General features: G+C 43.5%; 10 protein-coding genes and 1 rRNA gene. 3 read left to right on the top strand and 8 right to left on the bottom strand.

Going from position 1 to position 13,520, the window contains the following annotated elements:
* The 3 genes from rrf to AC07VD_RS16380 all read left to right on the top strand — a co-directional run.
* Positions 1–75, top strand: a 5S ribosomal RNA gene (gene rrf / locus AC07VD_RS16370); the annotation flags it as partial.
* A 769-nt stretch (positions 76–844) separates the two neighbouring features.
* Positions 845–2,281 (top strand): SulP family inorganic anion transporter, encoded by a 1,437-nt coding sequence (locus AC07VD_RS16375; RefSeq protein ID WP_494721845.1) that lies wholly within the window; start codon positions 845–847, stop codon positions 2,279–2,281.
* Between the two features lie 145 nt (positions 2,282–2,426).
* Positions 2,427–3,347, top strand: a complete 921-nt coding sequence (locus AC07VD_RS16380; protein ID WP_072557088.1) for a bile acid:sodium symporter family protein — start codon at positions 2,427–2,429, stop codon at positions 3,345–3,347.
* 9 nt (positions 3,348–3,356) lie between these two features.
* Here AC07VD_RS16380 and AC07VD_RS16385 read toward each other — a convergent pair whose 3' ends face one another.
* From AC07VD_RS16385 to amiE, 8 genes are all read right to left on the bottom strand, one after another.
* On the bottom strand, positions 3,357–4,109 hold the full coding sequence (locus tag AC07VD_RS16385; protein ID WP_349612274.1) for an alpha/beta hydrolase: 753 nt from the start codon (positions 4,107–4,109) through the stop codon (positions 3,357–3,359).
* Positions 4,106–5,116: an iron ABC transporter permease FeuC gene (feuC, locus tag AC07VD_RS16390; protein ID WP_003234980.1), complete on the bottom strand. Its 1,011-nt coding sequence runs from the start codon at positions 5,114–5,116 to the stop codon at positions 4,106–4,108. The genes AC07VD_RS16385 and feuC overlap by 4 nt, the downstream gene beginning before the upstream one ends.
* Positions 5,109–6,113, bottom strand: coding sequence for a FecCD family ABC transporter permease (locus tag AC07VD_RS16395; protein ID WP_217018728.1), 1,005 nt, complete (start codon positions 6,111–6,113; stop codon positions 5,109–5,111). The genes feuC and AC07VD_RS16395 overlap by 8 nt, the downstream gene beginning before the upstream one ends.
* Before the next feature lie 18 nt (positions 6,114–6,131).
* Positions 6,132–7,085 (bottom strand): iron ABC transporter substrate-binding protein FeuA, encoded by a 954-nt coding sequence (gene feuA, locus AC07VD_RS16400; RefSeq protein ID WP_015252974.1) that lies wholly within the window; start codon positions 7,083–7,085, stop codon positions 6,132–6,134.
* 90 nt (positions 7,086–7,175) lie between these two features.
* Positions 7,176–8,765 (bottom strand): bacillibactin transport transcriptional regulator Btr, encoded by a 1,590-nt coding sequence (gene btr, locus AC07VD_RS16405; RefSeq protein ID WP_494721846.1) that lies wholly within the window; start codon positions 8,763–8,765, stop codon positions 7,176–7,178.
* Positions 8,766–8,954: 189 nt separating this feature from the next.
* Positions 8,955–10,199 carry an exo-beta-N-acetylmuramidase NamZ family protein gene (locus AC07VD_RS16410; protein WP_494721847.1) on the bottom strand — a complete coding sequence of 415 codons (1,245 nt, stop codon included), beginning with the start codon at positions 10,197–10,199 and terminating at the stop codon, positions 8,955–8,957.
* A gap of 13 nt (positions 10,200–10,212) precedes the next feature.
* On the bottom strand, positions 10,213–12,141 hold the full coding sequence (nagZ, locus tag AC07VD_RS16415) for a beta-N-acetylhexosaminidase (protein ID WP_085187800.1): 1,929 nt from the start codon (positions 12,139–12,141) through the stop codon (positions 10,213–10,215).
* A 27-nt stretch (positions 12,142–12,168) separates the two neighbouring features.
* On the bottom strand, positions 12,169–13,494 hold the full coding sequence (amiE, locus tag AC07VD_RS16420; protein WP_494721848.1) for an N-acetylmuramoyl-L-alanine amidase: 1,326 nt from the start codon (positions 13,492–13,494) through the stop codon (positions 12,169–12,171).
* Between the last annotated feature and the right edge of the window lie 26 nt (positions 13,495–13,520).

Here is a 13,520-nt window from a genome sequence, read left to right on the forward strand (position 1 = left end):
GAACACGGAAGTTAAGCTCTTCAGCGCCGATGGTAGTCGGGGGTTTCCCCCTGTGAGAGTAGGACGCCGCCAAGCAAGCTTAAACCCAGCTCATTGAGCTGGGTTTTTTATTTTATATCTGTGCTGAGTTGCTTTCGGCAGTATTCATTTTATCAAGCTTCTGCTTTTTAAAGTTTTCTAATACTTTTGAATTCCAATACAATCCCCAGCATGATCAACATGAGAGTCATAAATAATCAAAATGCAGTTTGAACGGGAGACTCATCCAGAATCCATCCGACTGCAATTGGCAGGGTAGTGCCGCCAATCCATTGGCAGCGAGCAGCATGTTTGTCGTTTGTTCTGTTTTTCCATGATAAAATTGATTGGTGACAATAAAATAATGGCGAACATGCCGGCCATAAATAAGTCCTAAGAAAAAACTAAGAATAATCCCTGCAAAAGCTGTTTTATTGATTGCCAAAATACAGAGTTAAATGAGGCCGCTCATATTTATCAGCCTGAGATAATGATGATAGGTTATTTTTTCGGAAACCGGCTCGGGTTGCCAAATGAGAGAAAAGATATTACTGTCATTAAAACGATTCTTGGTTTCATCCGGATATGATAAAATGTCTCAGACTATATTTGAGCCATTTTTTTCTTCAGCAATCATCTTGCGTAATTGATAAAAATTTATTATGATACTCTTTGTATGACAACTCCTTGCCTCAATACAATATACTCAACGTTTCCCCGTTTTCCCCGGTCGTTTTTCTTTTCATTTTCTCCCGTAAAATAAAAAAGCTCTCAATACAATAGATATGGTGCGGATTTATTTTTTACTAAAAAGGAGTCGTTATATTTGAATAATAGTTTTACATTAAAACAGCAATGGTTCGGGAATATCCGAAAAGACATTCTTGCTGGCATTTTAGTTGCGTTAGCGTTAATACCTGAAGCGATTGGCTTTTCTATTATAGCCGGTGTGGATCCGATGGTCGGTCTTTATGCGTCATTTTGTATAGCCATTATTATTTCTATTTTTGGCGGCAGACCTGGCATGATTTCAGCTGCGACAGGCTCAATGGCAGTCGTTATGGTGTCGCTGGTTGCTGATCATGGGCTTCAGTATTTATTTGCGGCTACGATTTTGACAGGCATTATTCAGGTGATTTTAGGTATCAGTAAAATTGCAAGATTAATGAAATTCATCCCGCGTTCTGTGATGATCGGGTTTGTGAATGCGCTGGCGATTCTTATCTTCTCTGCGCAGCTTCCCCAGTTTGAAGGTGCTTCTTGGAGCATGTATGCGATGCTTGCCGGGTCGTTGGTTATTATTTATGTGCTGCCAAGGTTTACGACTGCTGTTCCGTCTCCGCTTGTGGCGATTATTGTGATGACAATTATTGCGGTCACTTTCCATGTGGATGTGCGGACGGTTGGTGATATGGGCAATATTTCTAGTTCGTTGCCTCATTTCTTAATCCCTGATGTTCCGTTTACCTTTGAAACACTGCAAATTATTTTTCCTTATTCAATTGCTTTAGCGTTTGTCGGGTTGCTTGAATCTTTGCTGACAGCACAGATTATTGATGAAATGACGGATACGGACAGTGATAAAAATAAAGAGAGCCGCGGACAGGGAATTGCGAATATCGTGACTGGATTCTTTGGCGGAATGGCAGGCTGCGCTATGATCGGACAATCTGTCATTAATACAAAAGCGGGCGGTCGCGGACGTTTGTCAGCATTTGTTGCCGGTGCTTTTCTGATGTTTTTAATTGCGGTGTTAAGTCATGTCGTGGTGAAAATCCCAATGGCGGCGTTAGTAGCTGTAATGGTTATGGTGTCTGTCGGCACTTTTGATTGGTCTTCTTTAAAAGGTCTCAAAAAAGCGCCGCTCACGGACTCGATTGTCATGGTTGTGACTGTGGTTACGGTTGTTGTGACGGATGACTTATCTAAGGGTGTATTTGTCGGTGTTCTTTTAAGTGCCGTGTTCTTTGTAGCAAAAATCTCGAAGCTGAAAATCGTTTCTCATGCAGAGGATCAAAAGCTTAGAACGTATCAAGTGAAGGGGCAAATCTTTTTTGCGTCAGTGACTGATCTTACGAATGCGTTTATATATCAAGAGGATATTGAGCGGATTGTGATTGACTTAACTGAAGCTCACGTATGGGACGATTCTGGTGCGGCCGCACTTGATAAGATTGTTGCGAAGTTTAAGGAACAAGGCATTGAAGCTGAGTTAAAAGGTTTGAATAAAGCGAGTAAATCTCTAATGAAACAGATGGCATAAAATAGAGAAGCCCAGATGAATGAGATCTGGGCTTTTTTATATAACATACACTTAAGCAGCATTGATATAATAGAGAGAAGAGAAATTTTAAATAGGGGACTTGCATATGATGCTTCAGAAGCTGAACCGTGTATTGGGGAGAGTGATGCCGCTGTTAACGCCGACTAGTGTGGTGTTGGGCGTGCTGCTGTCTCAGTTTTTAAATGGGTATGAATGGGCTGTGCCTTGGATCTTTGCTTTTATTACGTTTGCAGGCAGTTTGAGCGCGAACTTTCAATCTTTGAGACATGCATTGTCTCATCCTCTCCCTATGATTCTTGCACTATTCGTTCTTCATATTTTCATGCCGCTTTTTGCTTGGGGCAGCGGCCATCTTATATTTAAAGGTGATCCTTTGACGATTACCGGTTTAACATTGGCTGTTGTGATTCCTACGGGGATTACAAGCTTGATTTGGGCAGCGATGTACAAAGGGAATGTCGGTTTGACACTTTCGATTATTTTAGTTGATACTGTGCTGTCACCGCTAATCGTACCGCTGAGTCTTTCATTGCTGGCCGGCGCTCAGGTTCACATGGATGTGTGGGGAATGATGAAAGGTCTGATTGTAATGGTCGTGATTCCTTCTTTTTTGGGCATGCTGTTTAATCAGATGTCATCTCCAGAAAGAACTGCGTCTGTGAGCAGTGCGCTGTCGCCTTTTTCAAAGCTTTGCTTGATGGCAGTGATTGCGATTAACAGTTCAGCGATTGCTCCTTATTTCAAATCCATTGATTTGAGATTTGCAGGAATAGCTGTAACGGTATTCTTTATCGCGTTAACAGGCTATGCCGCTGCTTGGCTGATCGGAAAAATGATGAAAAGGCGGCAAGAGGAAATAGTCTCTCTTATATTTACGGGAGGCATGAGGAATATTAGTGCCGGCGCAGTTCTTGCCGTTACGTTCTTCCCGTCTCAGGTTGCCGTTCCTGTTGTGATCGGCATGCTGTTTCAGCAGATATTGGCTGCTTTGTTTGGCTATATGCTGAATCGTTTTGAATTAAAACCAATGTTGCAGAAAGCATAAAAAAACCGCTCATAGGGTTGAGCGGTTTTTTCCGTATAGCCATTCGAGCGCGTTGATGAACTGTTTGCAGAAATACTTGCGGTGGTGCACCGCTCCTTTTTCAATTGAAAGACACAACTGGTCTTCAGTGAAGCCTTTTTCTTTTAGACTTTGATGAACTTGCTTTGTTTTTTTCAGCATATGTCGCTGAATGGATTGTTTTTCACGGCCTTCTTCACTCCCGATAGACATGAAAACACGTGCAGTGCCGGGCTTTAAAGAAGATATATGAATGGTTTCCGCTGCGTTCTCGTACCAGTATGAACCTGATATAGAGCCTATTTTCCCGAACATTGACGGATATTTTAATATGGCGAACATTGAGATGAGGCCGCCTAATGAGGCACCGATCATTCCTCTTGACTGCGGTTCCCTGGTGACGTTCCAGTTTTCTTCGATTAGCGGAATGAACTGGTTCGTTATATCAGACAGATAGTGATATCCCATTCCGCCGAAGTCCGTGAACCGATCACTGAGTGATGCAGCCGGCCATGGGGTGTATTCATCAAGCCGGTTTTCGGGTTCGATACCGATCAGCACGAGTTCAGGGAGCCTGTGCTGTTGAAATGCGCTTTCTAATAATTCGATTTGGTTTTGGAACAAAGAACTGCCATCCTGCACGTAAACAGCAGGAAATCCCCCGCTGTCTGTGCTGTAGGAAGGAGGGAGGTACAGCGTGAACCTCCTGTTGCCGGCTTTGTGTTCTGAAAGAGATCCTTTCAAGCATTCTCCCCCTTTTTTTGCTTGAAAAGCAGATATAAGAAATAAGGAACTCCGAGGATCGCCAAAATGATGCCTGCGGGCACTTCTGCGGGCTGAAAAAACAGTTTTCCGGCAAAGTCTGCGCTTATCACAAGAAGCATCCCGATTAAACCGCTCAGTGGCAGGATATAGCGATGTTCGACGCCAGCCAGTCTCCGTGAGATATGGGGAGCAATTAAGCCGACAAACGCCATACTTCCCGCTACGGAGACACAGGCGCTGATGATTGCTACACAGGCAACGAGCAGGATGGTTTTTTCTTTATTTGATGAAATGCCGAGGCTTCTGACTGTGTCTTCATCAAAACGAATGGTGTCGAGCAGGCGGGATTTGCCGATAAGAATCGGTATAAACAGCAGCATCCATGGGAGAACGGCTGTGATATACGTCCAGTTGGCAGACCAGATGCTTCCGTTTTTCCACACCATGGCCATTTGATAGTCTTGCGGGTCCATTTTTAAAGATAAAAACAAAGACAGGGCGCTGAATCCTGAATTGATCGCAATCCCTACCAGAATAATTCTTCCTGAATCTAAATTGCCTCTGTGCCATGCAAATATGTAAATCAGGATCGCCGCGATGAGCCCGCCTATCAATCCAAAGAGCGGCATTCCCATCGCTGCAGCTATGGATGTCACTTCCTTCTGGCCTTGGAATAAGAGCATAAACGCTACAATGCCAGCTCCTGCCCCTGCGTTGATTCCGAGAATTCCAGGGTCAGCAAGCCCGTTTCTCGTGATGGCCTGGATAACAGCGCCTGCAATGCCAAGACCGAGTCCAATAATAGCAGCCATGACAACCCGCGGCAGTCTTAAATCGAACAACAAAATTTCATACTGCGGATTCGGGTCGATTTGAAAAAGAGTGGAGAGCAGCTCAGCAGGACGAACAGAAAATGATCCGCTCGTTAAGCTGAAATAGCTGACAACAAGAATCAAAGCGATGAACAATGCATATTTTTTAGCCATTTTGCTCCCCTCCTTTTCGTTTAATTAAATAAAGGAAGAAAGGTACGCCGATAATGGATGTTACGACCTCAATCGGTGTTTCAAACGGATAGTTGATAAATCTGCTTGCGAGATCACACAAGGTTAAAAAGATTCCGCCCAAAATACAGGAACACGGAATCAGCCTGCTGTAATCAGAGCCGACGAGAAATCTCGTGATATGCGGAACAACCAACCCGACAAACGCAATTTTTCCGGCCAGCGCTACGGCACTGCCGGTTAAAATGATGACGGAAAGCATCGCCATGATTTTAATGGTTTTTTTCTTTTGCCCCAGGCTTTTAGAAATGTCGTCCCCTAATGATACAGCGGTTACCTTTTTGCTGAGAGAAATGGCCATTATAATGCCAATCAGGAAAAACGGAGCGGCAAGCTTCAGGAAATCTGGACTCATTTGATGAAGTCTGGCACTGTACCAGAAACTGAGATCCTGAGAAATTTGAAAATAAATCGACATGGCCGCTGATAAGCTGCTGAGCAACATGCTTGTGACTGTGCCGATGATGGCGAGCTGCACGGGGGTAAATCCGTTTGGCATCATGGCGGCAAGGCCGAATACTAACACCGCTCCTAACGCTGAGCCGATAAAAGAGTATATCATCATTTCAATCGAAGATGATTGCGGGAGCAGAACCATGCAAAGCGTAATGATAAACGCTGAACCATCTAAAACACCCATAATGGATGGCGAAGCTAAATAATTGCGCGTAATGCCCTGCATAAGCGCTCCAGAAACAGCAAGGGCTGCCCCTATGAGCAGAGCGCCGGCAGCCCTTGGAATCCGGGAATGCCATATAATTTGATGGTCTGTGTTTCCCGGATCGAAATGAATAAGAGATGTAAAAACAATATCTGTGCTAAGATGCTTTGCCCCATAAAGGATTGAAAGTAAAAGTGACAGCGCTATAGCAAATGGAGAAGTAATCAATATGATACGTGTCCACTGTTTTGAATACATACAAAAACCTACTCTGAATTAGTTTTGTGTCAATTTTTCAGCAGCCGCTTTCAGGAAACGGACTTTGCTCCAAGCTGTGCCGCCTTGTGCGAGAGGGTCCACTGAGTTGACATACACATGGTCTTCTTTGACTGCTTTAAGGCTTTTCCAGATTGGATTTTTCTCTAAATCTTTTAAGGCATCAGGTTTGTCTGCATTTTCATCATCAGAAAATTGGACGAAAATATGGTCCGGGTTCATTTCACTTAATTTTTCTAATGAAATCAGCTCTTGCGCTTTTGCAGCTTTTACTTCGTTCGGCGCCTTAAGGCCTAAATCACCGTATAGTGTGGAGTTGAAATACACCTGTTCAGGGTAAATGTAAATGTTGCCTTGTCTGATTCTGATGACAAGCGCTTTTGAATCTTTCGCTTTATCGTTGATTTTTGTTTTTGTTTCTTTTAGATCCTGTTCATAGTCTGCAATAATTTTCTTTGCTTTTTTCTCTTTTCCAGTCAGCTGGGCAAGAAGCATCATGTTTTCCTTCCAGTTTGAAGAGATATGAGAAACTGGGATCGTCGTGCCTGCTGTGCTGATTTTTTGCAGCGTTTTTTCCGGAAACTTTGTTGAAGCAAGGATAACATCTGGCTTCATTTCAAGAATCTTTTCAATATTTGGCTCCATTTTTTCTCCGGTTGGTTCGGCTTTATCAGTGATGTCTTTGAACATATCAGGGAATTTGCCGGAGAATGAAATTGCGCCTTGCGGATGAACGTCAAGCAATTTCGCGTCTTCCATTGATTCAACGCTTCCCGTAATGGCAATTTTGTTTGTCGGTACAGTTACTTCATATGTTTTATCAAGGTATTCAATTTTCTTCTTCTCAGATGCTGTGCCGCTTGCCTTGCTGGCAGTTGATTCATTTTTGCTGCCGCAAGCTGCCGCTGTCAGCGCGAGAAGCAAGATTAATAAGGTAAGAGATATCTTTTTCATCTATAGAGCCTCCTGTTCAATTGATAACTATTATCAATTGGAATTATAGAGAATGAACAGATATAACACCATGGACAAATTCCTGATTTATCATGGACAATCTCCGGATAGTAAAGAAACAGTTTGCTGAACGATGCGTTCGTGCCCGCAAGCTGAGTATTCATTCCATGGATCAAGGGATAGAAGATAAACACGGTTATTCCGTACCGCGCTTAGGTTTTGCCATGCTTCTGTCTGCTGTAATTGCTGGTAGTAAGCTATGGTCTCCGGCTCTTTAAAAAGAAAAAGCATCATACAGTCAGCTTGGTAATTTGCGATATTTTCTAACGAAATCGCTTGTTCTGAAGGTGTGTCAGCCGTTGCTGCCGAGCTGAATCCTAAATCCCCAAAGAAAACTTCGCGGACACTTCGGTTATGTGCCAGATAGAAGTTTTGCTTATGCAGCCTCAAAAAGAGAAAACGCAGCCCTTGAACGTGCTGAAGTGTTTTTTTGGCGGCTGTTGTCTGCTGGTCATAATCCGCTAGCCACTTCTCTGCTTCGGACTCCTCCTTTAAAAATGAGGCAGTTTGCAGAAAGTGGGTTCTCCAGCTTTCTTCTGAAGGAAGGTACATGACTTCTGCGATGCGATTCAGGCGATCTTGTTCTTCTGGAGAAATAGAATCCATGCTGACAATCACATCTGGTTCTGCCTGTGATAACGTGTACAGGTTTTCTTCCCACTTTTCATTAAACCGGTATGCACTGAGCTGGACGGGTATATCTGTCGAATAATGCTGATAGTAGTAAGACGTCCATTTCGGATGCAGAGCGGCCGCAAAAGGTATGTGGTGAAGAGGGATGAGATGGCCCATTGTGCCCCTTCCGTATGCGGCGATTTTCTTTCGGCGTTTTTTCATATAGCTTGTAGGTGAACAGCCTGTATATTTTTTGAAGATTCTGCTGAAATAAAATTCATCTTGATAACCGGTTTGGTGTGCGATTTCTTTCAATTTGCAGTTTGATTTTGCCATGAGCCGTTTTGCCTTTGTGATTCGTGTTTTCGTAATAAATTCTGTTACGCTCTGTCCTGTCCATTTTTTAAAGCTTTCACTGTAGTGTTTGGCACTGATTCCTGCCATTTGCGACAGCTGGGCAAGCGTGATTTTTGTATCGGCATGGGTTTCGATATAGTGTTTTGTTTTTTCGATTGCTGAATGTGTATCCGTTTGATCAGATAAACTTGCAGTAAAGAGGTCATAAATCAGGCTTTGTACTTCAATCACACATTTTAGCTGAGAAAGCTGAGACGATTCATTCCATAGTGCGGCAAGCTCTTGAAGCCGGACTGCAATATTTTCGATATGTGAAACATTCATAAGCTTCAGGTTGGCTAATTCTGATTCTGTGCACGGTGTGTAAATATCTTGGCCGGCTTCCTTGATATAGCTTTGAAGCCTGATCAGACAGGCATCTATATGTCCATCGGCTGCTGGCATAAAGCCAAAGGTCTCGTTAGGCGGACAAACATAAAGTGTCTTTTTTTGCAAAGGATTGGTGTTTGTTCCGATCGAAATATAGCCGTTTCCTTTTAAATGAAAAATCAGCACGAATGAATCGGCTAATTGCTGTTCTGAGAAGAGATCACTTGTCTTTTTTAGATATTCAATTTGTACCGGTTGATAAATCACTGCATTTTGCACGAGTAGACCACCTTTTCAGAAGCTTTCAATTGATAATCATTTTCAATAAAAATTGTACCAAATAAATGAAAGTTTTCCTATATAAAGCGGGTGGGTTTTTAGCATGAAAAAAACCTTACTTATGTGTAAAAGTAAGGGTCTTTCGTTCAGTAAGAATATGTTACACGTGTAACATACGATGCTTACGTTCTAATAAATGAGATATTTTTTTCTTGTTTTGCTGAATTGTTGGAGTGTTTTTTCATAGCTGTTTATGATGTCCTCAACCGAAGTTCCATTTTCAATTTTTGTCCTGATCCAGCCGTTGCCTGCCAGTTTATCGAATGAACCTGTTGACAGGAACTCAAAATCCTCAGGATAGAGATCGTGTATGGTTTTAATGACTGAAAGACCCGTTTTAACGGCTTCAAACTTATCTCTGTCTGTCACATAGAGCTGCACACCGTGGCAAAGCGTTCCTTGATGTTTAGAAAACGTCGGTGTGAAGGATGCTGCCCTAAATGTTACGCCCGGCAAATGGAGGCTGTTTAATGTTTCTTCAAGTTCTGTGCTTTTGATAAAGGGAGCTCCGATCAATTCGAATGGCTTTGTTGTCCCTCGCCCTTCGGATATATTTGTTCCTTCAATCAGCCCGGTTGCAGGATAAACAAATGTGCTTTCCACCGTCGGCATGTTAGGCGAAGGGAGGACGAAAGGCAATCGGGTATCGTCAAAATCCATTTTTCGTTTCCAGTGTTTCATTTTTACCACTATAAGATCGGCATCAATACTAAATTCTTTGTTGAACAGTAAAGCCAATTCGCCTATCGTCATCCCATGCTTCAATGGAATGGGATACAATCCGACAAATGAGGCGTATTCAGGTTCTAAAATTGATCCTTCAATATGATTCCCGCCTTGAGGATTCGGACGGTCCAGCACCATAAATGGAATGCCGTTTTCTTTAGCGGCTTCCATTGCGTATGCCATTGTATAAATGTACGTGTAGAAACGGGTCCCGACATCCTGAATGTCAAACATTAGAATATCGACATTTTTCAGCATTTCTGGAGTCGGTTTTTTCGTTTTTCCGTAGAGGCTGTATACGGGAACCCCAGTTTTTTCGTCAATGTAAGAGCCTACTTCGTCTCCAGCCTGGGCGTCACCTCGGACGCCGTGTTCAGGGCCGAATAAAGCTGTCAGTTTGATATCCGGGTTCTCGTAAAGGATATCGACACTGCTTTTCAGAGATGCGTTTACTCCGGTTGGATTGGTGATCAGTCCGATACGTTTTCCCTTGAGCTGTTTTTTATAGTCTGGCAAGAGCGTGTCTATACCAGTTTGGACTTTAGATTTTTTAGCCGTTTGATTCTTTGAATCGGGTGAAGCAGAGGCAGCGGTTATCGTTCCGAACATCATGAGCCCTGTCAGAAAAGCGAATATTGTTTTTCTCATGTGTCCCTCCTTATTAAAGCGGTTTTCCCGTTTTGATATTTAATCCGTAGCCATATGGATAAAGGGTGTCCCCCGGGTTCGTGACTGATGGGATGTCAACTGGAAGTGTGCCTTTAGGTTTTGCCTGCCCGAAAATCGCCATCACTCCGGCCGGAATATTAGGTTGAAGATAACGGCCATTTGCGTATCCTTTAAAGCCATAGACTGCAATCAGTGCCTTTGCTTCTTCGAAATTGGCTGCATCATAGGGGTTGCGCAGGCTCATTAAGACAAATGGTTTGTTGTGCTGCAGTGCGGCTTTCATGACAGCTCTCGGAAACACGGTGGCCCATTTGCTTGAATCTGATATTGTGTCGTCGATGACACCGTCGTTGACGACAGGGTCATTTTTGACGACATAGGAGCCGGTTATGATATAATCAGCCTTTTTTACTTGTTTTGCATGCTCGGCATTAAATACTTGGTTGGCAAAATTCATTTTGTCGACAGATACGGGTTTGATTTTCTTTCGCTTGATGAGATCGTGAATGGTTTGTTCGATTGAAGCAGTTTGTTCTTCGTAAGGTGCAACAATTAAGATGTGGCTGCCTTTTTTAGGCTTGAACGGCAAAGTGTGCTGTTCATTTTTTAATACGGTCACTGCTTTTTCAGCTATTTTTTTCTCTGCTTTGAGGTGACGCTTGCTTCCTACGATTTTTTGGGCTTTGGCTATTTTTTCGTTTGTACTGTCGTCATTTCGCGCTGGATACATGCCGCGTTTTATTTTCAGGGAAATGATTCTTTCAACTGATTTGTTGATTTGTTGTTCAGGGATATCCCCGTTTTTTACGGCTTCTTTTAAAGCTTGAATGACACGTGCGAATTTCTGTTCTTCTTTCATTGAAGTGACTGAGGCTGGCATTAATGCAATATCGACACCAGCTTTTACGGCCATGACCACAGCCTCTTCCTGTCCGAAATGATCTGCGATTGCCTTCATATTGAGCGCATCGGTAACGATCACACCATTAAAGCCCATTTCCTGACGAAGAAGACCTGTCATCACTTTTTTTGAAAGTGTAGCTGGAACCAGAATGTCCGATCCATCGAGTTTGCTTTTGTAAGTGGTGTCATCAAAGGCGGGAAACTGAACATGGGCTGTCATCACCATATCAGCACCAGCATCAATTGCTTTTTGAAAAGGATAAAGCTCGACCTCACGAAGCCGTTCTTGGCCATGGGAAACGAGCGGCAGTCCATAATGGCTGTCAACGTCCGTGTCTCCATGTCCCGGGAAATGTTTGAGGGCAGACGCGATATCCTGCCGCTGCAACCCTTTCATCGTATATAGACCGAGGCGTGATGTCAGTTCTCGATTGGAGCTGAATGACCGTACGCCGATTACAGGATTATCAGGATTATTGTTAATGTCCACGACAGGGCTGAAATCTGTATTGATGCCTAAGGCAGAGAGCTCTTTCCCGATGATGCTGCCGGTCTGATACGCATTGATTCTGCTTCTGGCTGCGCCCAGTGCCATATTCCCTGGGAAATTAGTGCCCTCCCCTAACCGCGTTACAATGCCGCCTTCCTGATCAATACTCAGCATGAGCGGGATTTTTGGACTTGCCTTTTGGTAATCGTCTGTCAGTTGGACAGTTTGTTTTGTTGTTTTTACATTTTCAGCAAAAAGGATGATGCCTCCGAATTGATATTTCTTGACGAGGCTGGCGACTTCATCATTCATTTCTGTAAGGGCTTGCGGAGAGGACTCGCCTTCCTTTTGCCAATTTCTAAAATCAGGCATCAGCATCTGGCCGAGTTTTTCATCTAACGACATACGATTGACAATCTGATTGGCATCGATTGAACGTTTGGATGCAGAGGCTTCTGTCTGTCTGGCCCCGAAAAAGCATGAAAGAAAGAGAACGGCTGAAAGGATAAGCGGAAAGACAGGTCTCATAGAAACTTCCTCCTATCGTCTAATCATTCACTCCATCGCTTCATAAATCGCGGTTATGACACTTCCATAACTGCCTGTTGCAAATTGATCACCCTCAAAGACGTTTGGATTTTCTTCTGGATCAATAACTGGTGTATGCTTTTTATTTGTTAACAATGCGATGCCTAAATTGTATGCTGGATCAATAATTGTAACTGTCCCTGTCCAGCCGGTATGCCCGTAAGCATTTTCACTGGCATGAGGGCCAAACATCCATTCCATGCTTTTACTTCCGTTCCGCCTCCAGCCAAGAGCGAATGTCGGGTCTGTTGCTGAAGGTGCTGTAAACAGGTCGGCTGTTTTCTGATCAAATAAAGAAATGTTTCGGTATGAACCTTTGTTTAACATGACTTGCAGCAGTATGGCCATATCATCTGCATTTGAGAACAATCCGGCATGCCCAGACACGCCATCCATTGAGTAAAACGCTTTTTCGTCATGCACCTCTCCTTGCAGCGTGTTTGTGCGGATGTTAGGGAATTGAATAACGCCGTCACGTGTATTGCCCATTCGTTCAGTAGCTGCGAAATGTTTCGGTTTAAAGCCCTTTTGCAGCGGATTGTACAAGGTATGCTTCAGCCTGAGCGGTTTGTAGAGCTCTTGCTCCGTGTAGACATCAAGCGGTTTGCCAGTGAGTTTTTCGACAATACACCCAAGTAGCATATATCCAATGTCACTGTATACGTGTTTTGTCCCGGTTTGATAATCGAGCGGAATTTTCGTCAAATATTCAATCGTTTTGTCCCGTTCTTGGGAATAGTACTTGCCGGCTTTTTCCGGCGTGTAAAAGTAAAAGCTTGATGGGAGCCCTGATTGGTGCTGGAGGACATCAATGACACGTATCTTGTCTTTTCCTTTTATGAGGTCACCCGGCTGATCCTTGAAACCCGGCAAATATGCAGAAACTTTTTCATAGACGTCAAGTTTTCCTTGGCTGACTAAGCGCTGCAATGCAAAATTTGTTGCGTACATTTTTGTATTTGAGGCTAAGTCAAACATCGTGCGGGTTTTCATTTTGGCCGGACGGCGCAGCAGTTCTGACCCTTCGTACTTTTTACTGTAGCCGTATGCTGCTTTTTTTATGATGCGTCCATCCTTCACCACCACAAGAACGGCGCCTGGAAATCCTGCTGCAATATCCCGTTCTATCATCTGATCTACCTTCTTTAGCTTCTTCGTCGAGAATTGTGCAGTTTCTGCATTTATGGTTTTCGGCTCAACCAAGTTGTCTGCTGTTTGTGCGAAGGTTTCATTTGGCGCGAATATCGATAGGGTTAAAATGGCACTGAATATGAACAGTGTCTTTGTTTTCACAGGCTAGCCCCTTTCTGTGCTTCTAT

The organism is Bacillus sp. GW821-FHT01G09 (assembly GCF_059422205.1).

Excerpts from the sequence above, each read along its gene's own strand:
- AC07VD_RS16380 (WP_072557088.1), top strand. The coding sequence starts at position 2,427 with ATGCCGCTGTTAACGCCGACTAGTGTGGTGTTGGGCGTGCTGCTGTCT.
- nagZ (WP_085187800.1), bottom strand. The coding sequence starts at position 12,141 with ATGAGACCTGTCTTTCCGCTTATCCTTTCAGCCGTTCTCTTTCTTTCA.
- feuA (WP_015252974.1), bottom strand. The coding sequence starts at position 7,085 with ATGAAAAAGATATCTCTTACCTTATTAATCTTGCTTCTCGCGCTGACA.
- AC07VD_RS16395 (WP_217018728.1), bottom strand. The coding sequence starts at position 6,113 with ATGTATTCAAAACAGTGGACACGTATCATATTGATTACTTCTCCATTT.
- feuC (WP_003234980.1), bottom strand. The coding sequence starts at position 5,116 with ATGGCTAAAAAATATGCATTGTTCATCGCTTTGATTCTTGTTGTCAGC.
- AC07VD_RS16410 (WP_494721847.1), bottom strand. The coding sequence starts at position 10,199 with ATGAGAAAAACAATATTCGCTTTTCTGACAGGGCTCATGATGTTCGGA.